24 protein-coding genes are annotated in these 23,341 nt (G+C 43.2%); 6 read left to right on the forward strand and 18 right to left on the reverse strand.

Annotated features, from left to right (window positions below):
- The first annotated feature begins 23 nt into the window (after window positions 1-23).
- Entirely contained in the window at window positions 24-704 is a 681-nt protein-coding gene (locus CLV38_RS09105; RefSeq protein WP_170068864.1) for a methionine ABC transporter permease, read from the forward strand.
- 39 nt (window positions 705-743) lie between these two features.
- A complete protein-coding gene (locus CLV38_RS09110; protein WP_106194468.1) occupies window positions 744-1,541 on the forward strand; it encodes a MetQ/NlpA family ABC transporter substrate-binding protein in 798 nt (265 codons plus the stop codon).
- A gap of 79 nt (window positions 1,542-1,620) precedes the next feature.
- Here the strand turns inward: CLV38_RS09110 and phnE (CLV38_RS09115) are convergent, their stop codons facing one another.
- The 4 genes from phnE (CLV38_RS09115) to CLV38_RS09130 all read right to left on the reverse strand — a co-directional run bounded on the left by phnE (CLV38_RS09115) (window position 1,621) and on the right by CLV38_RS09130 (window position 5,237).
- Window positions 1,621-2,433: a phosphonate ABC transporter, permease protein PhnE gene (gene phnE, locus CLV38_RS09115; RefSeq protein WP_106194472.1), complete on the reverse strand. Its 813-nt coding sequence runs from the start codon at window positions 2,431-2,433 to the stop codon at window positions 1,621-1,623.
- 16 nt (window positions 2,434-2,449) lie between these two features.
- Window positions 2,450-3,277 carry a phosphonate ABC transporter, permease protein PhnE gene (phnE, locus tag CLV38_RS09120; protein ID WP_106194475.1) on the reverse strand — a complete coding sequence of 276 codons (828 nt, stop codon included), beginning with the start codon at window positions 3,275-3,277 and terminating at the stop codon, window positions 2,450-2,452.
- A 13-nt stretch (window positions 3,278-3,290) separates the two neighbouring features.
- Entirely contained in the window at window positions 3,291-4,070 is a 780-nt protein-coding gene (gene phnC / locus CLV38_RS09125) for a phosphonate ABC transporter ATP-binding protein (RefSeq protein WP_106194478.1), read from the reverse strand.
- Window positions 4,071-4,157: 87 nt separating this feature from the next.
- Window positions 4,158-5,237, reverse strand: a complete 1,080-nt coding sequence (locus tag CLV38_RS09130) for a phosphate/phosphite/phosphonate ABC transporter substrate-binding protein (RefSeq protein WP_106194481.1) — start codon at window positions 5,235-5,237, stop codon at window positions 4,158-4,160.
- Between the two features lie 322 nt (window positions 5,238-5,559).
- Here CLV38_RS09130 and mscL point away from each other — a divergent pair, with 322 nt between their 5' ends.
- Window positions 5,560-5,961, forward strand: coding sequence for a large-conductance mechanosensitive channel protein MscL (gene mscL / locus CLV38_RS09135; protein WP_106194484.1), 402 nt, complete (start codon window positions 5,560-5,562; stop codon window positions 5,959-5,961).
- A gap of 40 nt (window positions 5,962-6,001) precedes the next feature.
- Here mscL and phnE (CLV38_RS09140) read toward each other — a convergent pair whose 3' ends face one another.
- Genes phnE (CLV38_RS09140) through phnC (CLV38_RS09150) form a run of 3 tightly spaced genes read right to left on the reverse strand, consistent with a single transcriptional unit; the run spans window position 6,002 to window position 8,375 of the window.
- Window positions 6,002-6,805: a phosphonate ABC transporter, permease protein PhnE gene (gene phnE / locus CLV38_RS09140; RefSeq protein ID WP_106194487.1), complete on the reverse strand. Its 804-nt coding sequence runs from the start codon at window positions 6,803-6,805 to the stop codon at window positions 6,002-6,004.
- Window positions 6,802-7,608 (reverse strand): phosphonate ABC transporter, permease protein PhnE, encoded by an 807-nt coding sequence (phnE, locus tag CLV38_RS09145; protein ID WP_106194490.1) that lies wholly within the window; start codon window positions 7,606-7,608, stop codon window positions 6,802-6,804. The genes phnE (CLV38_RS09140) and phnE (CLV38_RS09145) overlap by 4 nt, the downstream gene beginning before the upstream one ends.
- Before the next feature lie 2 nt (window positions 7,609-7,610).
- Window positions 7,611-8,375 carry a phosphonate ABC transporter ATP-binding protein gene (phnC, locus tag CLV38_RS09150; RefSeq protein WP_106194492.1) on the reverse strand — a complete coding sequence of 255 codons (765 nt, stop codon included), beginning with the start codon at window positions 8,373-8,375 and terminating at the stop codon, window positions 7,611-7,613.
- A gap of 882 nt (window positions 8,376-9,257) precedes the next feature.
- Here phnC (CLV38_RS09150) and CLV38_RS09155 point away from each other — a divergent pair.
- Window positions 9,258-9,941 carry a DUF554 domain-containing protein gene (locus CLV38_RS09155; protein WP_106194495.1) on the forward strand — a complete coding sequence of 228 codons (684 nt, stop codon included), beginning with the start codon at window positions 9,258-9,260 and terminating at the stop codon, window positions 9,939-9,941.
- Window positions 9,942-10,014: 73 nt separating this feature from the next.
- On the opposite strand, the gene CLV38_RS09160 is transcribed toward CLV38_RS09155, so the two are convergent.
- The 8 genes from CLV38_RS09160 to rpmF form a co-directional block, all read right to left on the reverse strand.
- On the reverse strand, window positions 10,015-10,920 hold the full coding sequence (locus CLV38_RS09160; protein WP_106194498.1) for a phosphate/phosphite/phosphonate ABC transporter substrate-binding protein: 906 nt from the start codon (window positions 10,918-10,920) through the stop codon (window positions 10,015-10,017).
- Between the two features lie 270 nt (window positions 10,921-11,190).
- Window positions 11,191-11,340, reverse strand: coding sequence for a 50S ribosomal protein L33 (gene rpmG / locus CLV38_RS09165; RefSeq protein WP_034298739.1), 150 nt, complete (start codon window positions 11,338-11,340; stop codon window positions 11,191-11,193).
- Between the two features lies 1 nt (window position 11,341).
- Window positions 11,342-11,464: a putative metal homeostasis protein gene (locus CLV38_RS13745; RefSeq protein ID WP_170068862.1), complete on the reverse strand. Its 123-nt coding sequence runs from the start codon at window positions 11,462-11,464 to the stop codon at window positions 11,342-11,344.
- A 42-nt stretch (window positions 11,465-11,506) separates the two neighbouring features.
- Window positions 11,507-12,586: a CobW family GTP-binding protein gene (locus tag CLV38_RS09170; protein ID WP_245920577.1), complete on the reverse strand. Its 1,080-nt coding sequence runs from the start codon at window positions 12,584-12,586 to the stop codon at window positions 11,507-11,509.
- A 43-nt stretch (window positions 12,587-12,629) separates the two neighbouring features.
- On the reverse strand, window positions 12,630-12,899 hold the full coding sequence (gene rpsN / locus CLV38_RS09175) for a 30S ribosomal protein S14 (protein ID WP_106194501.1): 270 nt from the start codon (window positions 12,897-12,899) through the stop codon (window positions 12,630-12,632).
- Between the two features lie 55 nt (window positions 12,900-12,954).
- On the reverse strand, window positions 12,955-13,608 hold the full coding sequence (locus tag CLV38_RS09180; protein ID WP_211295455.1) for a ZinT family metal-binding protein: 654 nt from the start codon (window positions 13,606-13,608) through the stop codon (window positions 12,955-12,957).
- Between the two features lie 33 nt (window positions 13,609-13,641).
- Window positions 13,642-13,941 (reverse strand): hypothetical protein, encoded by a 300-nt coding sequence (locus CLV38_RS13880; RefSeq protein ID WP_211295456.1) that lies wholly within the window; start codon window positions 13,939-13,941, stop codon window positions 13,642-13,644.
- A 137-nt stretch (window positions 13,942-14,078) separates the two neighbouring features.
- Window positions 14,079-14,252: a 50S ribosomal protein L32 gene (rpmF, locus tag CLV38_RS09185; RefSeq protein WP_106194504.1), complete on the reverse strand. Its 174-nt coding sequence runs from the start codon at window positions 14,250-14,252 to the stop codon at window positions 14,079-14,081.
- A gap of 200 nt (window positions 14,253-14,452) precedes the next feature.
- On the opposite strand from rpmF, the gene CLV38_RS09190 reads away from it, so the two are divergent.
- Window positions 14,453-14,650, forward strand: a complete 198-nt coding sequence (locus CLV38_RS09190) for a hypothetical protein (protein ID WP_106194507.1) — start codon at window positions 14,453-14,455, stop codon at window positions 14,648-14,650.
- A gap of 75 nt (window positions 14,651-14,725) precedes the next feature.
- Here the strand turns inward: CLV38_RS09190 and CLV38_RS09195 are convergent, their stop codons facing one another.
- The 3 genes from CLV38_RS09195 to gltB all read right to left on the reverse strand — a co-directional run bounded on the left by CLV38_RS09195 (window position 14,726) and on the right by gltB (window position 22,252).
- On the reverse strand, window positions 14,726-15,895 hold the full coding sequence (locus CLV38_RS09195; protein WP_106194510.1) for a hydroxymethylglutaryl-CoA synthase: 1,170 nt from the start codon (window positions 15,893-15,895) through the stop codon (window positions 14,726-14,728).
- Window positions 15,896-16,172: 277 nt separating this feature from the next.
- Window positions 16,173-17,669, reverse strand: a complete 1,497-nt coding sequence (locus CLV38_RS09200; protein ID WP_106194513.1) for a glutamate synthase subunit beta — start codon at window positions 17,667-17,669, stop codon at window positions 16,173-16,175.
- A gap of 29 nt (window positions 17,670-17,698) precedes the next feature.
- On the reverse strand, window positions 17,699-22,252 hold the full coding sequence (gene gltB / locus CLV38_RS09205; RefSeq protein WP_106194517.1) for a glutamate synthase large subunit: 4,554 nt from the start codon (window positions 22,250-22,252) through the stop codon (window positions 17,699-17,701).
- A 148-nt stretch (window positions 22,253-22,400) separates the two neighbouring features.
- Here gltB and gltC point away from each other — a divergent pair, with 148 nt between their 5' ends.
- Window positions 22,401-23,285 carry a glutamate biosynthesis transcriptional regulator GltC gene (gltC, locus tag CLV38_RS09210; protein WP_106194520.1) on the forward strand — a complete coding sequence of 295 codons (885 nt, stop codon included), beginning with the start codon at window positions 22,401-22,403 and terminating at the stop codon, window positions 23,283-23,285.
- The last annotated feature ends 56 nt before the right edge of the window (window positions 23,286-23,341 follow it).

Genomic DNA, 23,341 nt, shown 5'->3' on the forward strand with positions numbered 1-23,341 from the left:
AAAGGAGAAGAATAATGAATAGAGTGCTTGAGTATCTAGAAACTATTGCACCAAATGTCGTGGACATCCCTGATCGCATCCTGGAAAGTACCTGGCAGACGATTTATATGACCTTGATTGCGGCATTGATAGCCGGAACAATCGGCATTGCAATTGGCGTTATTTTAGTCGTCACCAATAAGAGGGGCATCCTGGAAAAACTCAAACTTTATAACAAGCTGGAACAGGTCATCAACACAAGCCGTTCTGTTCCATTTATTATCATGATGGCTCTGCTGGCACCCATTACACGCTCAATTGTAGGGACAACGATTGGAACGACTGCAGCACTAGTGCCGTTGATTGCCGGGATCATCCCTTTTTATTCACGACAGGTTGAAAATGCCCTGCTCGAGGTCGACCCTGGCATTGTGGAAGCTGCACAGTCTATGGGATCCTCACCACTGGAGATTATCTTCGGTGTTTATTTAAAGGAAGGATTACCTTCACTTGTCCGTGTATCGGCAGTTTCCATTATCAATCTGATTGGCCTCACTACGATGGCAGGTGTCGTTGGCGGTGGAGGTTTAGGGGATCTAGCCATTGCTAGAGGGTACAACCGCTATCAGATGGACATTACCATCGTTTCGACTCTTCTTATCATGCTGATTGTTTTTGTCACTCAGTGGATAGGCCGAGTCTTGATCAGAAAAACATCACACTAATCAACTAGATTAAAATACAAACAAAAAGGAGAAATTAAAATGAAAAAGGGATTATTGGCACTGCTTAGTATTATATTTATTGGGGTATTAGCTGCTTGTGGAAATGATGGAGAAACTGTCCGATTAGGTGTCGTTGGAGAAAACAATGAAGTATGGGAGAATGTACGTGACCGGCTGGCTGAGGAAGATATTATTCTGGAACTCGTTTCATTTTCTGACTATCAGACACCTAACGTTGCCCTAGCTGATGGAGACATTGAACTAAATGCCTTCCAGACTGTTATTTTTCTGGAAGACTTCAATACAGATACGGGAAATGATTTAACCCCCATTGGTGATACGACTTTAAATCCTTTGGGCATTTATTCCGAGCAGGTAGAGGATGTGGCAGATATTCAGGAAGGCGATACGATTGTGATCCCTAATGACGCATCAAATGAAGGACGCGCATTGATCCTGCTTCAGTCTGCCGGTCTGATCGAAGTCGCTCCTGAGGCTGGTAACTATCCTCTAGTCGATGATGTAACGGCTAATCCGCTGAACTTAAATCTTGTAACAGTGGCCGGAAATCAGACAGCCCGTTCACTTACAGATGCAGCTGCAGGCGTCATCAATGTAGGTATGGCAGTAGATGCCGGATTCATACCGTCTCAAGATGCTATATTCCTTGAGCCAGTAGACGAAGAGTCAGAGCCTTATACAAATGCCATCGTTGTCCGTTCAGAAGATGTAGACAATGACGTATACCAGCGTATTGTTGAAGTCTATCAAACAGATGAAACGGCTGAACTAATTAGAGAAACGACTCAGAACTCGTCTATTCCTGTCTGGGAATAAAGAAAATCATCCAAAAAATAATAACCGATTCAGCTTCTCGTAAACCAAAGCTGAATCGGTTATTTTGTTTGCACCTTTATTACCCGTTAACCAGTTTTCCACGTAATTTATTAGAGAAAATTTCCACTGCTAGAATCAATATAACCAGTCCAATCAGGATCGATCCGACTTCATTCCAGCGGTAAGCACGCATGGCAAAAATCAATGGTGCTCCTATACCACCGGCTCCAACCAACCCTAAAATGGTTGCGTCCCGCAGATTCATATCGTAACGGTAAATCGTGACAGATAAGAAATTCGAGAACAGTTGAGGCATAATGCCGTAACGGATCTTCTCGTAAGTCGTGCACCCCATAGAGGTCATCGCTTCAAGAATGCCACGATCAAGGTTCTCAATCACATCGACATATAAACGGGAAATCATCCCGATAGATGTCAGCGACATCGTCAGCACCCCAGCATATGGCCCAGGTCCTGTTACACGAATGAACATCAGCCCGTACACTAAAGAAGGAATGGTTCTGATAAAGATAACCACCAGACGTGTGATAAAGGCTACTGGCCTGGACACTACACTTGGTGACATCAGAAACGAAATGGGTATGGCCAGAAATGAGCCGAATATCGTTCCTAAAAAGGCAATAGCGATCGTTTCAAACAGCAGATACGGTACGCCTCCCCCAGATGTGAAATCAAACAAAAATTCAAGATCCGGCGTCAGTATGCCCCGAACGATATTGGAAGCAATATCCAGCCCCCGCTGACTGAACCCAGTGATATTGACCCCTAAAATAGACCATACCAAAAGAGCAGTCAAGATAACGCCAATCGTTGTTAAATACAGCTTGCGGTTAGGTGCTTTTTCTAATTGCAGTTGAACCGATTTATTCATGTTTATCTGCTCCTTTCTATGTCAATTTCATTCGGAAATATTCACTGATGCGTTCGATCACAAAAACAACAAGCATAAGAATCAGGAGAACCATTCCGACGCTCGGATAATCTCTCCATCCCAGTCTTTCATCAAGGAGAAGGCCAACTCCCCCAGCCCCAACGTATCCTAAGATGGCAGCATAACGAATGTTCCCTTCAAATGCATACAGAGAAACTGACAGATAAGTGGGTAGGATATCTGGAATAATAGCATAACGGAACGCTTCAACTTTAGACAACCCCATTGATTCATGGGCTTCAAATGCTCCCATATCAACACTCTCAATATGTTCATACATCAGTTTCCCAATATAAGATAAGGTGAACAGGAAGATGGCAACAGTCCCTGCCATTGTTCCCAGCCCGAAGATAAAAGTGGCGATCAGCGCTGAGACCAGTGTAGGCAGTGTTCTCAAGATACTCAAGGCCAGTTTGAAAAAGCCATTTAAAAGTGAATTGCTGATAATATTGCTTGATGATAACAGTGCAAAAGGAATAGCCAGAAGCGCGCCCGTAATCGATCCTAGAAGAGACATTTGAATCGTATCAAACAGAGGTCCCCAGATGTTACCTAAGAAATTAAGGTTTGGAGGGAACATATCAAACAGGATAACAATGAACTGGTTTCCGCGTGCAGGAATGACAGACAAATCTACTCCTGTGACTTCCCAGGATACGACTGTAAGAATCAGGACAACCAGCAGAATCAGAGGTGTTCGTGACGCACGTTTTTTTACTTCTTTTCCATTCGATAAGGTATACGTTTTAGGCTTAAAAATCTTATCATAAAAAGTCTCGTTCATAGTGGTCCCCTCCTTAAATATCTGCTTCTTCCGGATCGTCAGCTTTAGGAATGTTTTCAACGCTGCCGTAAATCTGATTTAAAACCTCTTGCGAGACTTCTTCAGATTTCCCGTCGTAGACAATTTCGCCCTGGCGAATACCGATTACACGGTCTGCATATTCCAGTGCCAGTTCGACGTGGTGAATATTGATTAATATAGACATGTTTGTTTCTTTGTTTATTTTTTTGAAGTCATCCATAACGACTTTTGCGGTAACCGGGTCAAGTGATGCAACTGGTTCATCTGCCAGAATGATATCTGGATGTTGAGCGATTGTACGTGCCAGCGCAACACGCTGCTGCTGTCCACCGGATAACTGATCCACACGGTTATAGGCTTTGTCTAGAATACCGACTTTATCCAGTGCTTCAAGGGCATCAACTTTTTTCTCTTGAGGGAACAGCCCCAGGCCCTTTCTCCACCAGGCCAGATCCGGCACAGTTGAAATCAGGACATTGTTGATCACAGATGTACGTGTGACCAGGTTGAACGACTGAAAGATCATTCCAATCTTGCGACGGAACGAACGGACCTGTTTGCCTCTTAATTTGCCGACATCAACTCCGTTGACCATCAATGTTCCTTCATTGATATCGTGCATTCGGTTGATGCAGCGGATCAATGTCGACTTACCCGCTCCGGATAAACCGATGATCGCTACAAACTCACCTTGATCGATCGTCAAGTTGATATTCTTTAAGGCAGTGACCCCGTTCGGATACGTTTTGTTAACATCTTTGAATTCTATCATAGTCGCTTGGTTCCTCTCTGGAAATAGTCAAAAAGAAAGCCAGGAGAGGGCGCTCCCAGCTTGTCTTTTCTATTGTCTAATTCTTTATTAGTCTGTTAAGTCACGTAGAATTTGCTGTGCTTCTCGCTCTACGTTATAATCTTCACTTGTTGCAGGTTCATATCCTTCGTGTGAGTAAATATCGATAACTTCTCGACCTTCTTCTGTTCCAGCAATATTAATAAATGCCTGCTGTAGTGCTTCTTTTAAATCATCATCCATAATCTCTGAAGTTGAGCTCACACTGATTGTGTCATTGTATATACCAGGTGTAACTCCGACAACATCTGTTTCTTCCCAGATATCGCCATCACGGCCGTAGTCGCCTTCCCAAAGCTCAGCATAGTCACGACGAGCATCTGCATACACAACGACCAAGTCTACTTCTTCTGCAGCTAATCTCACGAATGAAGTCGCATATGAGTCAGCTTGAACGATTTGGTTCAAGTCAGTTAATGACTGGTCAAAGTTTTCCTGTAACCAGATTGTTGGGTAAATGTATCCAGCTGATGAAGATGAATTCATCACACTCCATGAAGCGGAATTGACATCTTCCCAAGTTAATTCTTCACCGTTATTAACTTTTTCTGCTAACTCTCTACCTGTTTCAGATGGTCCGGCAATTAAAAGCGAACGGTAATACGTAACCTGTTCATCAGTTGGTTCTGTTGGTTTGTTTTCATTCCAGTCTACTGGATCTTCAGAATCATTGTTAAGACCAGCACGTGTTGACGTTAAAATAACTTCTGCTCCATCATCATATAAGACATATGTTCCACCTGGAAGGAAACCAACGTCTAAAGTACCAGCTGACATCGCTTCTCCAACAGCTTCATAACTTGTTCCTACTGACAGATCCACCTCTGCTACATCATAACCATGTTCAGCAAGTTCGTCTTTTAATAAATCTTCTAAAGGTCCAGTTGCTATAGTAATTTCTTCCGGGTCACGAGATGGAACAAAACCAACTGATAACTCTTCGATTTCGATCATTTCGCCTTCTGCCGCTCCGTTATCGTCAGTACCTGTGTCTGTATCTTCTGCGGTATCATCACCGTTTCCACAGGCACCTAGTACCAATACAGATGTTAAAGCAATTCCTAAACCCTTAAACCATTTTTTAGACAAAATAATTCCTCCCGATTCTATGTTGCACGCCAACGTGCTAAATATGTACGATCATCGCACATTTCGATAGTAACATTCGTGAATAGAAAAGTCTACACCTTTTTTCTAGTTAAAACTCAGTTTAGTTTGCTAAAAAACGAACAATCTAGGTGTCGCACCACTCCTCGTCTGTTCTCTAGTAAAAGTATACCGGCAATCCGACGCCAGCTCCACCCTTTTTTTGTAAAATTCCTGTAAATGTGACTAAACATTTACTTTTTTCCATTAAATATTGTAAGATAGAGTGAGTTCTTATCATTTCTCAGAGAAAGGAAGGTCTATCATGCTTAAAGAATTTAGAACATTTTTAATGCGAGGCAATGTAATCGAGCTAGCAGTCGGAATCGTCATGGGGGCTGCATTTACTGCGATCGTTTCCGCTTTAGTGGACAACATCATTACTCCCATCATCGCAGCTGTCACTGGAAACGCGAGTGTAGATGCTTTGTCTGTTCAAATCGGAGCTGCCCAAATCGAATACGGGTTGTTTCTGCAAGCCATCATCGATTTTGTCCTGATTGCGCTCGTCCTGTTTCTAATGATCCGCTTCATTAACAAGCTCTCCAGAAAAGAAGAAATGGAAGAGGAAGTGGAGGTCGAAGCCCCTACTGCTGAACACTATTTAGAAGAAATCCGAGATTTACTGGCCGAACGTCAGTCGGATTCTACACGTCACCCAGATTAGTAAAAAAAGGTCTCATGGCTATGACAGCATGAGACCTTTTTTAAACAAGTTTGGTTCTTATTTTTCCACTTAATTGATCAATAACCACGACGAACACGATTACAATAATTAGAATGACTCCGACTTCTTCCCAGTGCCGCTGCTGCTGAGACAGAATCAGAGGGACACCGATTCCTCCTGCACCGACTAAACCTAATATAGTCGAGGCCCGTACATCAATTTCAAAACGGAACAGCGAGATCGACAAGAATTGAGGTAGAATCTGCGGTAAAATACCATACCAGAAGGCCTGAAGTCTGTTGCCCCCGCTGGCTTTGATGGCGTCGACCGGTGCTCGATCAATTGACTCGATGCTTTCTGCATAAAGCTTTCCGATCATGCCTATCGAGTTAATACTGATGGCCAGAACGCCTGCAAAAGATCCTGGACCGACTGCAGCGACAAAAAAAACACCAAATAACAGTTCCGGGATCGATCGGATTGCATTTAAAATGACTTTGCCCACGTAACTGACCTTACCCCCACTATTTTTCGCCGAGAAGACTGCTAAAGGCAGAGCAAACAAGGAAGCCGCAATCCCTCCTGCATAAGCGATGGCAACCGTTTCAAGCATGAGTAGGCTGTTTTCAACAAATGAGCTCCAATATGTCGGGTCAATAATCGGGACAATGAACAGGCGATACAAAATAGTCAACGGAGATGACTGAGAAGATGCAATCGTAAAATCCTGAGACCATAGACTAAATGCATATAAAAGCACCAGACTCGTCACTATAAGCGTTATAATCGTCTTCTGCTTTACTGAACGCTGCGAGCGCAATGAGATTTTCTTCTGATTGTTCACACTAATTTACTCCTTACCGTCTGACTGATATAGTCGATCAGGCTGATCATAAAAAATAGCACTAATATGATTAAGCCAAGCCGGTCGTATCGAAATAAACTCATCTGCCGTCTGATCAATTGACCGATTCCTCCTGCGCCAACAAATCCCAGTACAACAGAGGCCTTCAAATTGATTTCCAGAACATATAAGATATGCGACAGGTACACAGGCGTTATTTGGGGCAATACACCGTAGCGAATAACTTGAGGTGTATTGCCTCCCATAGCTTTGATGGCCTGTATCGGTCGTTCGTCAATTGATTCAACGGACTCACTCGTCAGCTTGATCAGTATGGCAGTGGAATAAATCATCAAGGCTAAGATGCCAGATACGGATCCTAACCCGACAACCGCAACCATCAACACCACCATGATGATATTGGGGACTGAACGGATAATGGTTAGGACAAACCGGACACTTCCATATGACAACGGGTGACGATTTAAAGTCGAGGATGAAAAAAAGAGCAGCGGAAAGGCTAACAGTGCAGCCAATGTTGTGCTGATCAGTGCAATATTGAACGTTTCAATGAGTTGGCTGAGCGCTGTTGAAAAATAGCCAAAGTCCGGTGGAAAAAAATCTTCCGTTATCATTCTATATAATATGGGGAATGTGCCCAGGATTCTTGCAAATGATGCATTCGTCTGTCTTATCGCCAGGTAATATAATCCACTAACTAAGGCAACGATAACGCTCATTCTAATATAGAAAGAAGGGTGATGCAGACTGACTTTTTCAGACGATTTCACCTGCTTTTTCATGACTAGTCCCCCCTCTTTTCTTCTTCCCGAATAGGTCTGCCGTAAATTTCTTCAAATGTTTTTTCTGTTACTTCTGCGATTGGTCCGTCAAAGACAATTTCCCCTTCACGCATGCCAATGATGCGGTCAGCATATTCCATTGCCAGATCGATAAAGTGCAGGTTCACGATTGTCGTTAATCCGTCTTCTTTACTCACCCGTTTGAGGTCTCGCATGACCTGGTGTGACGTTGGCGGATCTAGCGACGCGACCGGTTCATCGGCCAGAATGATTTTAGGTTGCTGCGTCAAAACACGTGCAATACTGACACGCTGCTGCTGACCGCCGCTGAGCTGGTCAGAGCGAACGTAGGCTTTCTCGTCGATCCCGATCCGTTTTAAATTTTTCATTGCCAGCTGAAGATCCTCTTGAGGAAAGCGACTGATCAGACTGTTAAACGTAGACGTATGACCGAGTCTTCCGACCATCACATTTCGTAAAACAGACATGCGTTTGACCAGATTATAATCCTGAAAAATGATGCCAATTTGAGTTCTTAACTGTCTTAATTTCGATTCTTTTAACTGGGAGACGATCTGATTATCAACAATCACTTCTCCACCCGTCGGCACGACCATGCGATTAATACACTTCATCAGCGTAGACTTTCCTGCACCGGACATGCCCACGATGACGACAAATTCGCCTTTTTCTATTGTCAGATCAATATTTTTGAGGGCTTCCACTCGATTAGGATAGATCAAGGAAACATCTTTAAATTCAATCACGCTTTGTTCCTCTTTCCTTAATAATGTCTAGGTCTACTTCGTCTTTAATCAGTATACTATTTTTTTCGTTCTATTTCGATTGTTCTCAGTTTTTCCCAACGCCCGATGAAGAAAATAATAATTTTCTCATGTTGTAATCGCTTGCGTACTTTTGGATTAGACTGTTGTATAATAGAAAGGTAGAGTACTATTTTAAACATCGGCTCATATGCAGCCCAATAAATAAGTTACTTAAACATTCTGATGGATGTCAGACGATTTCATATACGATCGTCTAACGCATATGAAAGGATGAGGCCATGTGCCTCATCCTTTTTCTATAGAGAAAGTTCCTTCGTCATTTGATACTGAGGCCGTATTGTCTGGCTTAACCTCCAATTTACTTGTTAGTCTGAATACGTTTTGCTTGAATCCTACATATTGCGGAGCATATGTACCGCTCGTCATCAGCTTTTCGCTCAGTACTACATATAGGCTGGTCATTTGTAGGACTCGCTCCAAAATTGACTGGTGAGTCCCCCTTATCTTGCATTATTTGTAGTAGTCAACTTGAGCCTCTTAGTCGAGTGCTACTTATAGCCCCTTTTTATGTTGGGCTCACTGACTGAGATCTCTTGAGTCATCCCTATCTTTTTTTATTTGTCGCTCTCAACACCTACTGGCTAATCGAGTCCTACCAATAACTGTTCTATTTGTATCTCTCGACAGGTAATTTCCACTCGAGTCCACCTTATTTCCGTCTATATGTAGAACTGAAGATCAGAATTCGAGTGAGTCCTACATATTACCGCCCATTTCATCATCAAAAATTTATTTGTAAGTCCATTATCTGCTCTATATAATGGGATAGAGCTAACTATTTGTGCAAAGGAGTCTTTATCTATGTTTCTTGGAGTTATTATAAATGCGCTGGCCATTTTCATTGGCGGGACGATTGGATTATTCGTCAATAAAGGCATTCCTTTAAAAATTGAAAAAGCATTAATGAAAGCACTGGCCCTCAGTGCGATTTATATCGGGATCACCGGTATGATGACCGGTGAAAATACGATATATATCATTTTATCCCTGGTCATCGGTGCCGCGATAGGCGAAATCATCGATCTCGACAAACGGATTCATCAAATGGGCACCTCACTGGAGCATCGGTTTCCAGCAAAAAACGGTTCGGCCCCTATTTCTAAAGGATTTGTCATGGGTAGTCTGATTATGGCCGTTGGAGCCATGTCTATTGTGGGGCCACTTGAAAGCGGTCTGACCGGGAACCACACGATTTTACTGACAAAAGCTCTAATGGACGGCATTACCAGCATCATACTGGCATCTAGTTTAGGTGTAGGTGTCATTTTCTCTGGAGTATTGGTCTTTCTTTATCAAGGAGCCATTACACTTTTTGCAAGTGGACTGGATGTCATTCTGACCGATGTTATGATTAATGATATCAATGCAGTCGGGTCTATTCTGATCTTGGCTTTGGGCTTAAATATTTTGGAAGTCGCCAAATTAAAAGTAATGAATTTTGTGCCTGCCATCGCCATCCCTCTACTTTTTTTCCTGTTTTACTAAAAAACCTGTTAGTAAGAGTTGCCAGATCTTCCTTTATGAAAGGAATAACGGTCTCAAACTAACAGATTTTTCTTTATTCTTCTATTAACTCTTCAAATTGACTGTAGACATCCCGAACCACATCGTAGTCCGACGACTGAGCGGGTGCGAACCCTTCCCAATTATAAACGTCCTTCAGTACTTCCAGCATTTCCGGATCATCATTCATGTTAAGGAAAGCCTCTGCGATTCTCTCTTTCAATTCTTCCGGCAACTCACTTCTAACAGATAATGTGGCGTTTGGAATTTCTTCAGTGGTCCCGATCACTCTGATTTGTTCATAAATGTCAGGAATCTCGTCTTCCAAACGGACACGGGCATCTTCAAAGGTGGTTGCAAAATCTGCTTGTCCGTCGAGTACTGAAAGAAGGGCACTGTCGTGCGCTCCCACATCGATCATTGTAAACTGACTGTCCAAATCTTCTATACCCAGATCCATCAACTGCTGAGCAGGGAACAGATAGCCTGATGTAGAAGTGTAATCGGTAAAGGCCCAGACCAGTCCTTCCGCTTCTACCAGATCATCAATCGAATCAAATTCGGAATCCGCAGCAACATTGTACTGGGCAACGTAAGACTCCGACCCGTCACGGATCGCTTTTAACAAGACCTCCACATTCGCACGTTCTTCTGCCTGGACATAAGCAAATGGCGGTAAGAATGCAACGTCTGCATTCTGATTACGCATCGCTTCGATCAATCCAGTATAGTCTGTCATGACCTGTCCTGTCACTTCAATATCCAGCTGCTCAGACAGATATTCTTCAAGTGGTCTTGCAGAAGCAGCCATGTTTTCTACATCAGCAGATGGAAAATACCCTAAAACCAGTTCATCGATTTCCTCATCGCCATTTTCCTCAGTTCCTGTGTCAGTTGTTCCACATGCTCCTAAAAGTAGAACCGCACTTAAACCCATTATCAATCCTTTTATTTGTCTCATCAGCCAAGTCCTCTCATCTCATTTGTCTATGCAATAGCTCTTAGTTATTTTGCACTAGATTGTATATCGCGTCAATAGTTATGACTAAATTTGAGCCAAATAAGTGTGTTTGACTGTTCGAAAAGAGTCTGATGACTGAGGTAGAAACAGCGGTTATTGAACCCCAAAACTAAATCCGAAGAGGTTTAAATTAATGCTTCAGCCAATAAAAAAATCTATGAGTCAAGAGTTGTTACCTCCTGCCCCATAGATTTTTAACTGACTAATTGTCTACTTCGTTTCTCTAAAAAGCGCTTTACGTCTCAGTTTCTGAGAATATTTTTTCAGTTCCAGACGATCCGGATTGTTCCGGGTATTCTTGCTGGTGATGTATAACCGTTCTCCCGTTTCGACACATTCGAGTGTGATATTTTTTCTCATGCTATTTTATCCCTCTCTTTACTCGCTTAACTTGTTTGATGATCTTAAGCCCTCTTCGTGCTGTTTTTTTATTCGGACTTTTCATCATACGATAGGCTGTTGATACATCTGTTTTTTCAGCCATAGTAAGTCACTCCTTTAGACTAAAATTCGTTTAACTACCTCGTTATCTAATATTCAGTTCTTCCCTTACCTCTTTAGTTAACACACAATTCTTAAACGACTGTTTCATTTCTTCAACCGGCAAATTTTTCCCGATAAATACCAGTACAGATTCTCGTTGTCTCTCACCCCAAGGTTCGCCTCGTTCAGCTTTAAAGGTCATATTCACACCTTGATAGATAATCTGGTTTGAATCTCCATACAACTGAAGAACACCCTTATATCTTAATAAATCCATACCGAATGTCATGATCAGCTCATTCATCCACATATCAATCATCGTCGGGTGAATAGGATCTGTAGTGGTCAAAGACAGTGTCACAATCCCTTCAGAATGTGTATGATCATGGTCATGATGGTGATGGTGATCGTGCCCGTGTTCACCGTGATCAGGATGCTCGTGGTGGTGGTGATGATCTTCTTCCTCTTCTTCTAGTTCAACATCAGTTGGTCTCGCCACTTTTTGTTCATCAAAGAGTTTCAGGCCTAATACATCCGTTACTTCGATTTCTGCCAGGTCAAGCCTTCCGATAGCCGCAAATGGATCTAGATGAGCTAATTTATCTTCCAGTAAACGAAGCATCTGACCATCTGCATCCTCTACTTTAGTTAAAAGCAGTTTATCCGCAAATGCAATTTGGTCGATTGATTCTTCGTAATGAGCTAGTTGGTATAAAGCGTTGGTAACATCTACCAGAGTGATCACTGAATCGATCTCGTAATGGTCCTGCAAAAATGGTGTGCGCATAAATGTCTGAGCAATCGGTCCCGGCTCAGCCAGACCGGTTGTTTCAATGACGATGCGATCGATTGGTACATTCTGCTCTTCGCGTATAGTAAAGATAGTCTGCAGCATATCAGATAAGTCGGTCCGCAATGTACAGCAGAGGCAACCATTGTTCATCTGATACACTTCTTCTTTAACATTCACTACAAGATTATAATCCACTCCAACGTCTCCGTATTCATTCACAATAACGGCAATTTTCTCCTCGTGGGGCTGGTGCAGCAAAGCGTTTATCAAGGTTGTTTTACCAGCTCCCAAAAATCCAGTAATAATCGTAACAGGTATTTTCTTATCCATGATAAGGACTCCTTCATATTGACCTTCTTTTGACCCATCAGAACTACCAGCTTGCTTTTTTGACCCCGGGGATTTTTCCTTCATGTGCCAGTTTTCGGAAGTTGATTCGCGACATGCCAAATTGTCGCATATAACCTCTTGGTCTGCCATCGATTCTGTCTCTATTTTGCAGACGGGTTGGGGATGCATCTCTAGGTAGTTTTGCAAGCCCCTCGTAGTCGCCTTTTTCCTTCAATTCTTTGCGAATGGCCGCATATTTTTCTACGGTTTTTTGTTGTTTTTTCAATTTTGCTATTTTACTTTTCTTAGCCATAATTTCCTTCTCCTTTTTTTAGAGTGATCCGGACAATTGTGTGACTTTCTTTACTTTAGTGTGCCAGCATATCTCTGACTAAGTCTTCTTCAGTGTAGTCAGATGGGTAATACGTTGGCCAGTTTGTAACTTCATCAAGCAATTCATCTCTGTCATCGCCCCAGTAAAGGTGGAAGTGATCTGATTCTTGAGGAGCAATAATATGGTCACTGAACTGAATAAATGCCGGCATGTCTTCATTGTCGTCTGTTCGTGCGTAGACAAATCGTACGCCACGGTTTCCACGAGCATAATCAAGAATTTCATATCCATCATAGTCGTATTCAGCTGTATGTTCATTGCCGTCTTCATCATAGAAAGTAAACGAGTCCTCGTCTATAACCATGCGCTCCACATCTGTCTCATAACCAATAGCGTAATAATCCTTATATTCGTCGAAGTCCATGCTGTCACTGTCCGCTGCTTTTGCTTCAAATACTTCGTCTAAGGCCCCAGATTCAAGGTAAGGGTGAACAGATTGCCAGTCACCAGCCCAGTCAGTCAACTCTCTGTCTCCTATTTCATCATTATAGAAAAAGCCGCTGTATATGCGTCTAGTCAGCTCATCGCTGCCATGATGATCATCTATAGAAACAACTGCTGGATCAGATTCTGCTATAATTTCATGGTCCTCGTCAACTAAAGCTGCTTTAATATGTAGCCCGTCCATTGTTGCTTCTCTTGAAAAACGATCAGTGGTCTGCTACTGCAGGACTTCCCATTCATCTTCATCACTTTCACGTGTGTACCAGTGCCAGTTCTCTTCAGTTGTGTCGCCTTCCGCGCTGGCAACCAATTCAACTTCATCTCCAGTGTGATAATGCTCTGCAAGTCCCATTAAGTCTATTGAAACATCTGCTGAACTTGTATCGCTGTCCACTTCTTCGCTAGTTGTATCTTCGTCTGTTTGAGACGATGTATCCGCTGACGAAGTCCCTTCACAAGCCGCCAATAAAAGTGCCGCACTTAAAAAAATTGATACATTAATAAATTTCTTTCTCATATTTCATCCGTCTTTTCTAAATCGTAATCATTACGTTTTATAACATTACAGGTTAATTTAAAATCTGTCAAGCCTTTTAAATAAAATATAGTTTTTCTCAAAAAAAAAGAAGAGAATAATTATTCTCTCCTCCCACTTCATTTCTCAAGTACTTTCTTTCCATTGTAGTAGCCTTCTTTTGATATACGATGGCTCATTCTATACTCACCTGTACTTGAATCTAATGATAATCCTCCAGGAACATTAACGCCCTTATGAGTGCGTCTCTTTCTTTGTTTTGACTTTGATGTTTTCCTTTTAGGTACTGCCATTGCCATTCCTCCTTATAGTTTACAAATCGTAATTGTTACGTTTTAGAAGTTTACTACACATCCTCTATCATTTCAAGTCCCTCTCATATAAATTAACTGTCGCTTGCTATTAGAGAGATTAGGCACTATAATCGTAATCATTACGTTTTACTACTAAAAGGAGGGTCTAGCATGGATCTATCAGAAGCAAGACGAAAAAAATGCGTGGAATGAGCAATGAAGAATTTTTGAATACTTATCAAGAAACGTTTCTGAACAGTAAATATCTAGTCGTTGTCAGCTTCGATCAACATAATTTAGTAAAAACATATCAAAGCTCAGATTCACAATTGACTGCTCTTGGTATGCTGGAAGTAGCCAAACAGCAGATACTCGACAGCATGGAAGACTATGAATGAGGGCACTCTTTGACTTACAACCTGACAAAAAGTAACGATCAGCCCCCTGACTAAGGTGACTGACCGTTACTTTTTTTATTTAATTGTATACTTTCTGATATCCCCTTTAACAGCTTCAAGGTAAGCTTTTCCTATATTGACCTGTTCATTGTCGATTTCAATATCGGTTCCATCTTTCGGTAACGCTCTCCCTAAAATAGACTCATATTCCTCGATCGATAACTCACGTCGGTCATCCAGTACAGATTCGTGTGATTCTTTATGCAGGTGTTTTTTGTAATCAGATTTTAAGACACCGCTGAAAAATTCTCCTACTGCGCCAGATCCATAACTGTACAGACCCAGTCGCGCCCCCTCTTTCAGTTCAGGTCCCTGTTCAAGCAGAGACAGTAAACTCAAGTAAAGAGAACCGGTATAGATATTTCCAACTTGTTTATTGTAATAAATGCTGTCGTGATAAGAATTCATCAGTCGCTTCGTTTCACTTTCGTCCGCGCCTTCCGTCATAGCCTGGATAGCTTTTTTGCCCATCTTAGTATACGGCAAGTGGAAACACATCGCCTCAAAATCACTTAGCTCACGGTCTGTCTGCTCTTTATACGTGCCCCAGACATCTTTTAATAACCCCAGATACGCTTCATTTGAGAATTTTCCATCAACAATAGGAAAATCAGAGTACAGTGGTCTCCAGAAATCTGAAATATCTTTTGTCATCGATGCACTGTCATTATCCAATGATAAAATACGTGGATTTGAAGAAATGACCATTGCAACAGCACCTGCGCCTTGTGTGGGTTCGCCACCTGAATTCAGTCCGTATTTCGCAATATCGGCCCCTAAAACCAGGACTTTCTTATCCGGATTCAACGCAATGTGTCCCATAGCCAGTTTAATACCTGCAGTGGCACCGTAACAGGCATGTTTGAGCTCAACACAACGGGCATTTTTTTGAATACCTGTTAAATTATGCACCCATACCGCACCTGATTTAGAATGATCGACTCCCGATTCTGATCCGAACAATACAAAATCAATTTTTTCTTTGTCTTCATCATCCAAAATAGACAATGCTGCGTTGACAGCAAGACTAACCGAATCATGATGTAAAGGAGCGACGGCCATCTTTTCCTGGCCAATACCAATTGTATATTTAGCCGGATCGACTCCTCTGACCTCAGCTAACTTTTCCATATCTACGTAAACATTAGGGGTATAAAACCCAATCTTATCAATTCCAATATCCAATCGATTGTCCTCCTAGTCTAATTTCACAATCTTAACTCTTTTACAGTATATACGAGCTTGTTTAAAATTTATTTAAGAAACACGAATACTTATCATAACAAGCCAATATCTCTAATCTATTGCTTTTTATCTGGTTGTCATTCGACACGACTTGTTCAATTTCAGCTGACAATAGGGGTGATTCAATTCAATTTCAAACAAAAAAAACCTGTCTGACTGAACGATCTCAGCCAAGCAGGCACTATTTCTATATTCATTTAAGTATCCAGCCGATATTTTAGACAGCCAGAACAGTCGGTAATATGCTTTTCCCCATCAGAAATCGATCCACTTCATAAGCTGCTTCGCGCCCTTCATTGATAGCCCAGACAATCAGACTCTGTCCGCGTCTAGCATCACCTGCAGCGTATATGCCTTTGCGATTGGTTGTGAATTTCCCGTATTCTGCAGCTACGGCTCCTCTGTCAGTTTCCACGTTGAAAGCAGATAGCAGACTATCTTCAGCCCCTTCAAATCCAATCGCTAAAAGGACCAGATCAGCATCCCATTCTTCTCCGGAATCAGGAACTTCTTCATAAACAATCATGCGGCGCTCATCATCTCTGATCTTTTGAGCGCGTTCAGTATAAAGGCCTTTGACGTGACCAGATTCTGTCCCCATAAATGCTTTGGTCTGAATCTGGTACTCCCGAATCTCTTCACCGTACAGTTCTTTTGCCTCTTCATGTCCATATTCCAGTGTGAAAACTTTAGGATAAGCCGGCCAGGCATTCAATTTCTCGCGTTTAAAGGGAAACTGAAGGCTTCTCGCAAATTGATTGACGCTTTTCGCTCCTTGCCTTAGGGCTGTCGCTACGCAATCCGCACCTGTATCTCCACTACCGATGACAATCACATTTTTCCCTTTTGCATTCAACTCAGACTTAATTGCTGAATCTCCAATTGATTCTTTTACTGACTGCGTCAGATAATCCATCGCAAAATGAACCCCGCCAAGCTCTCGGCCTGGAATAGGGAGATCAAACGGTTTAGTCGCTCCAGTACAGAGAATAACTGAATCAAATGACTCTTCTATCTCTTCAGCTGAAATATCTACTCCCACTTCCGTATTCAATACAATGCTAATCCCTTCTGCTTCAAGCAGATCGATCCGTCTTTGAACCACTTTCTTATCCAGTTTCATATTCGGGATACCATAAGTAAGCAGACCACCAGCCCGCTCACTTCGTTCATATATCGTCACGCTGTGTCCCGCCTGATTCAGCTGATCAGCTGCCGATAACCCAGCCGGTCCGGACCCAATGATGGCAACGGTTTTCCCCGTTTTTCTTTTAGGTTTCCGTGGCTGGATCCAGCCCATTTCGAAGCCTTTATCAATAATCGAACGCTCAATATCCTTGATGGCTACAGCGTCATCCGAAATCGCTACAGTACAGGCCCCTTCACAGGGAGCCGGGCAGACTCGTCCGGTAAATTCCGGGAAATTATTTGTCTGCATCAGTCGATCGAGCGCCTCTTTCCACTTCCCTTTATACACCAGGTCATTCCACTCAGGAATCAGGTTGTAGACTGGGCAGCCTGTCGTCGCTCCCTCGATTTCTGTCCCCATAGAACAATACGGAATAGAGCAGTCCATGCACCGGGCGCCCTGACGCTGAGTCTGTTCATCAGGTGTCCGGTCTTTGTACTCATTCCAGTCCTTAATCCGCTCTTTTGGATCCCGTTCTTTTACATATTCACGGTCAAATTCCATGAATCCTGTTTTCTTTCCCATATCTGTGCGCTCCTTTCGTCTCCATTCAATCAGCTGGGAACATTGATGTGTTCTTTATCTGTCTGTTCTGCTTTATTATCCATAAATACGCTCATTTTAGCTTCTTCTTCACTTGACCCGTCTGACATGTAAGATTCGATTCTCGACGTGATTTCCTTGTACTCAAACGGAATGACTTTGATGAAGTCCTGTACTGACTGATCCCAATCTGCTAAAAGATCGCGCGCTCTAGAAGAGTGTGTATAGGCTACATGCTGTTTAAGCATCCCTTTCAGTTCCTGCTGATCTTTTTCTGTAAGGGATTCAAAATTAACCAGTTCCCCATTAGCCCGTTTCTCAAATGTGCTGTGGTTGGTGCTCCATACATAAGCAATCCCACCGGACATGCCGGCAGCAAAGTTCTTGCCTACTTCGCCCAGAATGGCTACACGACCGCCTGTCATATACTCACATCCATGGTCGCCTATCCCTTCAACAACTAAGGTAGCGCCACTGTTTCTGACTGCAAATCGCTCACCCGCCAGTCCATTCAAGTACGCTTCTCCATCTGTGGCGCCATAAAATGCCACATTTCCGGTAATCACATTCTGACTTGCCTCAAATGTCGCTTTTTCTGATGTGGTAACGATCAGTTTTCCGCCAGACAACCCTTTTCCAGCGTAATCATTGGTATCGCCCTGGACCATTATCGTGATGCCTCTCGGCAAAAATGCCCCGACGCTCTGACCGGCGGACCCATTACAATTCAACACGATGGTGTCTTCGGGTAATCCGGCAGAACCGTGTGCAAGCGAGACTTCACTTCCGACAATTGTTCCGATGACCCTGTTCATATTCGTGACATTTAAATCGAGCTGGACGGGTTCATTAGTCCTGATTGCTTCTTTTACTTGAGGTAAAATCGTCACCAAATCGAGTGACTGATCTATTTTATGATTCTGACTTGTTTTCTTTAGTCGGGCTTGTCCTTTTGGCTGATAAAGAATACGGCTTAGATCCAGCTGTGACGCTTTCCAGTGTGATTTGGCCCAGTCACCAAACTCCAGCAAATCGGTTCTTCCGACTAAGTCTTCTATTCTGGTATAACCTAATTCTGCCATTATTTCTCTTACTTCCTGAGCAATATAGGTCATAAAGGTCACGACATGTTCTGGTTTCCCCATAAATTTTTTCCGCAATTCAGGGTTCTGTGTAGCAATACCCACCGGACACGTATCCAAGTGACAGACACGCATCATGACGCATCCCAAAACAACCAGTGGAGCAGTCGCAAATCCATACTCTTCAGCCCCTATTAAGGCCGCCAGGATAACATCTCTGCCTGTCAGGAGTTTTCCATCTGTTTCGAGTGTCACGCGTCCGCGGAGGTCGTTCATAAGCAGTGTCTGATGCGTTTCAGCCAGCCCCAATTCCCAAGGCAGACCAGCGTGACGGATACTGGTTTTAGGTGAAGCCCCTGTCCCACCATCGTATCCGACGATTGATATAAGGTCTGCATTCCCCTTTGCCACACCTGAAGCAATGGTCCCGACTCCAGCTTTTGCAGCCAGTTTCACACTGATTCTCGCTTTACGGTTCGCATTTTTTAAATCATGTATCAGCTGTGCGAGATCTTCTATCGAATAAATATCGTGGTGCGGAGGAGGTGAAATCAGACCTACTCCAGTGGTCGAATTCCGAACATTTGCAATCCATGGATATACTTTCTCCCCAGGGAGTTGTCCGCCTTCACCAGGCTTCGCTCCCTGCGCCATTTTGATCTGTAGTTCATTGGCATTGACCAGATAATGACTGTTTACCCCGAATCGGCCTGAAGCGACCTGTTTAATGGCACTCCTTCTCCAGTCTCCATTGTCATCTCTTGTGAACCGTGCAGGATCTTCTCCACCTTCTCCTGAATTGGACTTGCCGCCTATACGGTTCATAGCGATGGCCAAGGTTTCGTGTGCTTCCGGACTAAGAGAGCCAAACGACATGGCCCCAGTTTTAAACCGTTTAAATAGCGATTCGACTGATTCAACGTCTTCTATCGCAATTGGCTCCCGGTCTGATTTCAGATCAAATAAATGACGGATAAATCCATTGTGTTCTTTATTGATTGCTTGAGAGTAATCTTTATATAAACTGTAATCCTCTCTTCTGGCAGCCCACTGCAGCTTATGCATGGTCAGTGGGTTGTAGACATGGCGCTCGCCGCCTTTTCGCCACTGCATGTCACTTCCGGAATCAAGCGATTTATACAGTTCTTCCTGATAGCCTTGTTCATGACGCATCCTGGCTTCCAGTGCGATCGTGTCGAGATCGATGCCGTCCAGTTGTGATGCTGTTCCAGTAAAATGGTCTGAGATAACAGACTCACCGATACCGATCGCTTCAAAAATCTGAGCACCTCTGTAACTTTGAATCGTTGAGATGCCCATCTTGGACATGACTTTAATGACCCCTTCAGTAGAGGCTTGTCTGTATTTTTTAACTGTTTCAGCGTATGTGGTCTCAAAATTCCCTTCTGCCACTTCATTCCGGATCGTTTCGTATGCTAGATAAGGGTAGATGGCATCAGCACCGTAGCCTATCAGTGCAGCAAAATGGTGGACTTCCCGTACCTCGCCACTTGAAATGATCAGACTAGCTTGTGTTCTTAATCCTTTACGTACCAGATGCTGATGGACACTGCTGACCGCTAGCAGGATCGGAATAGAGAGATGATTTTCATCCATATCATAATCACTTAAAACGATAAGAGAAGCTCCCGACTCCACAGCTTGTTCAACTTGTGCCTGCAGTTGTTTAAGACTTTTTGACAAATCGGCTGTAAATAAGGTGTTGAGCGTGATCGATTTATATTTGTCGTTTTTCATTTGGTTCAGTTGTTTAAATTGACTGTGATTAATGACCGGTGTTTCCAGACTGATCCGGTTGCTTTCTTTCTTACCGGAATGAAGCAGATTCCCTTCAGGTCCAAGCCAGGTCAGAGTGGACGTAACGACCTGTTCACGGTAAGCGTCTATTGGTGGATTCGTCACTTGAGCAAAATGCTGTTTAAAATATAAAAATAATGATTGCGGACGATCCGACATGACGGCTAATGGCGTATCGATCCCCATCGCGCCGATTGGATCCTTCCCCTTTTCAATCAGTGGTTTTAAATACTTTTCGATATCTTCGGTCGTATACCCGAAGGCTTTCTGTCTTTGAACAAAATCAGGAATCAAATCTGACTGATCATCCGCTTCAGCTTCCTTCAAATACACCACTTCCTCAGATAGCCAGTCTTCATAGGGTGCCTGACTGATGACCTGTTCTTTCAACTCTTCATCCGGAATAATACGGCCCTGTTCCAGATCGATCATCAGCATTTTCCCCGGGCTCAGACGCTCTTTTGAGACAACGTCTTCTTCATTGATATCAATGACCCCTGTTTCTGATGCATAAATAATCGTATCATCTTTCATAACGTAATAACGGGCAGGACGCAGACCATTTCGATCCAGTAAAGCAGCGATCTGTTTCCCATTTGTAAAAGTAATGGATGTTGGGCCGTCCCACGGCTCCATTAACGTGCTGTGATAATGATAAAAGGCTTTTTTCTTCTCACTCATGTCAGGATTATTTTCCCATGGTTCAGGAATCAGCATCATTGCAGAGTGTGCGAGTGATCGTCCAGCTAATGTGAAAAACTCCAGTGCGTTATCAAGTACAGCGGAATCACTCCCCGATTCATCCAGTAACGGCAGGACTTTCTTCAAGTCTTCGCCAAACGCATCAGAGACGAATTTTTTCTCCCGCGCTCTCATCCAGTTGATATTTCCGCGCAGCGTATTGATCTCGCCATTATGAATCAGGTAACGGTTAGGGTGCGCCCGTTCCCAGTTCGGTACGGTATTGGTACTGAACCTGGAATGTACTAGGGCAAAGGCTGACGTGTAGTCTCTATCCTGCAAATCAAGGTAAAACTGATCTACCTGACTAGATGTCAGCAGCCCTTTATAGACGATTGTCTGACTTGAAAAACTCGGAAAGTAAAAGGCCTTCTCATTCGCATCTGCCAGTTTTTCAGCCTGTTTTCTTATAATATATAATTTCCGTTCAAATGCCAGCGTTTCTGTCACATCGGACGATGCACCAATGAATACCTGTCTGACATAAGGGGCAGAGTCCTGAGCTTTAAGTCCGATCAGATTTGCATCTGTCGCCACTGTGCGCCAGCCGATAAGGGTCTGGCCCTCTTCTTTAATGAGTACTTCGATAGCATGTTCCCACTCATCTTGTCTCGCATCACCTCTGTGAAAAAAAACCATCCCAACGCCGTACCGACCTGATTCAGGCAGCTTAAAGTGTGGCAGTTCCTTTCTGAAGAATGCATCGGGAATTTGAGTCATGATCCCGGACCCGTCCCCTGTATTGGGGTCGCTTCCTTGTCCCCCACGGTGATCCAGATGAATCAGCAATTCCATGCCTTTCGTTACGATATCGTGACTTTTAAGTCCTTTCATATGTGCAAATAATCCGATGCCGCAATTGTCTCTCTCAAATTGTGGCGAGTACAGGCCCTGAGCCTCGTGAATGGGATTAAACTTAGTCATTTTCTTCTCCCCCAGTTAATCGATTCATTGTCCGCACTTTTATAGTGTCCTTCTATTGTAACCCTTACCAATTATGCGTACAATATATATAATTGATAGGTTTGATCTAATAACGAGATCAATCAACGTTAGATTGGAGTTGAGAGAAATGGAACTGAAACAACTGACCTATTTCATCGAAGTAGCGGAAAGAGAGCATATGTCCAATGCTGCTCAACACTTGAATGTCGCTCAGTCAGCTGTCAGCAGACAAATCAGTAATCTGGAAGACGAACTGGGGGTTCAGTTATTTGAACGTGTCGGTCGAAACATGAAGCTGTTGCCCATAGGACATGTTTTATTGACACATGCCAGAGATATGATCAATCTGCTCGATCAGACAAAGCAGCACATCGCTGATTTTACGGCTCCAGAAACTGGGATTATCAAAATCGGATTCCCATCCAGTCTCGCTGCAACCTTACTTCCTAACTTAATTAATGCTTACAGCAGCGACTATCCGAACGTACAGTTTCAGCTGCGTCAGGGATCCTACCAGTTTCTGATCGACGCCATAAAATCCAGAGAACTCAATCTTGCCTTTATCGGTCCGGTCATCAATGACGATCCGGCTATCAGAGGGGATATTTTGTTCTCAGAAAAGCTGCTTCTGCTGGTTTCGCGACAGCACAAGGTAGCAAATAGAGAGTCCATAACACTCAAAGAACTGAAGGATGAAGATTTCATTTTATTTCCAAAGGGGTATATTTTGGAAAAGCTGGTGATAGATGCTTGTCACACTGAAGGATTCGACCCAAAAGTCAGTACGCAAGGAGAAGATATGGATGCCATCAAAGGAATGGTCGCTGCCGGTATTGGCATTACTATCCTTCCAGACAGTGCTATAACAGACTATGAAACCGACTTTCTTAAGTGTGTCCCCATACTGGATCCTCATCTGGAGAGAAGCGTCGGCATGATCACACCCAATACACGGGAACTCACGCCAGCTGAAACCGTCTTTTACAGATTCGTACTGGATTACTTTGATTGACCGGTTACAACTTCAGACAGACAAAAAACGAAACCCAGTAAACCAGGTTTCGTTTT

The organism is Alkalibacterium olivapovliticus, assembly GCF_003003275.1.
GTDB classification, from domain to species: Bacteria; Bacillota; Bacilli; order Lactobacillales; family Carnobacteriaceae_A; genus Alkalibacterium; species Alkalibacterium olivapovliticum.

Bases quoted from the DNA above. Each gene is read 5' to 3' on its own strand.
- CLV38_RS09110 (WP_106194468.1), top strand. From the start codon at position 744: ATGAAAAAGGGATTATTGGCACTGCTTAGTATTATATTTATTGGGGTA.
- phnE (WP_106194472.1), bottom strand. From the start codon at position 2,433: ATGAATAAATCGGTTCAACTGCAATTAGAAAAAGCACCTAACCGCAAG.
- phnE (WP_106194475.1), bottom strand. From the start codon at position 3,277: ATGAACGAGACTTTTTATGATAAGATTTTTAAGCCTAAAACGTATACC.
- phnC (WP_106194478.1), bottom strand. From the start codon at position 4,070: ATGATAGAATTCAAAGATGTTAACAAAACGTATCCGAACGGGGTCACT.
- mscL (WP_106194484.1), top strand. From the start codon at position 5,560: ATGCTTAAAGAATTTAGAACATTTTTAATGCGAGGCAATGTAATCGAG.
- phnE (WP_106194490.1), bottom strand. From the start codon at position 7,608: ATGAAAAAGCAGGTGAAATCGTCTGAAAAAGTCAGTCTGCATCACCCT.
- CLV38_RS09155 (WP_106194495.1), top strand. From the start codon at position 9,258: ATGTTTCTTGGAGTTATTATAAATGCGCTGGCCATTTTCATTGGCGGG.
- CLV38_RS09160 (WP_106194498.1), bottom strand. From the start codon at position 10,920: ATGAGACAAATAAAAGGATTGATAATGGGTTTAAGTGCGGTTCTACTT.
- rpmG (WP_034298739.1), bottom strand. From the start codon at position 11,340: ATGAGAAAAAATATCACACTCGAATGTGTCGAAACGGGAGAACGGTTA.
- CLV38_RS13745 (WP_170068862.1), bottom strand. From the start codon at position 11,464: ATGGCTGAAAAAACAGATGTATCAACAGCCTATCGTATGATGAAAAGT.
- CLV38_RS09170 (WP_245920577.1), bottom strand. From the start codon at position 12,586: ATGGATAAGAAAATACCTGTTACGATTATTACTGGATTTTTGGGAGCT.
- rpsN (WP_106194501.1), bottom strand. From the start codon at position 12,899: ATGGCTAAGAAAAGTAAAATAGCAAAATTGAAAAAACAACAAAAAACC.
- CLV38_RS09180 (WP_211295455.1), bottom strand. From the start codon at position 13,608: ATGGACGGGCTACATATTAAAGCAGCTTTAGTTGACGAGGACCATGAA.
- CLV38_RS13880 (WP_211295456.1), bottom strand. From the start codon at position 13,941: ATGAGAAAGAAATTTATTAATGTATCAATTTTTTTAAGTGCGGCACTT.
- rpmF (WP_106194504.1), bottom strand. From the start codon at position 14,252: ATGGCAGTACCTAAAAGGAAAACATCAAAGTCAAAACAAAGAAAGAGA.
- CLV38_RS09190 (WP_106194507.1), top strand. From the start codon at position 14,453: ATGCGTGGAATGAGCAATGAAGAATTTTTGAATACTTATCAAGAAACG.
- CLV38_RS09200 (WP_106194513.1), bottom strand. From the start codon at position 17,669: ATGGGAAAGAAAACAGGATTCATGGAATTTGACCGTGAATATGTAAAA.
- gltB (WP_106194517.1), bottom strand. From the start codon at position 22,252: ATGACTAAGTTTAATCCCATTCACGAGGCTCAGGGCCTGTACTCGCCA.
- gltC (WP_106194520.1), top strand. From the start codon at position 22,401: ATGGAACTGAAACAACTGACCTATTTCATCGAAGTAGCGGAAAGAGAG.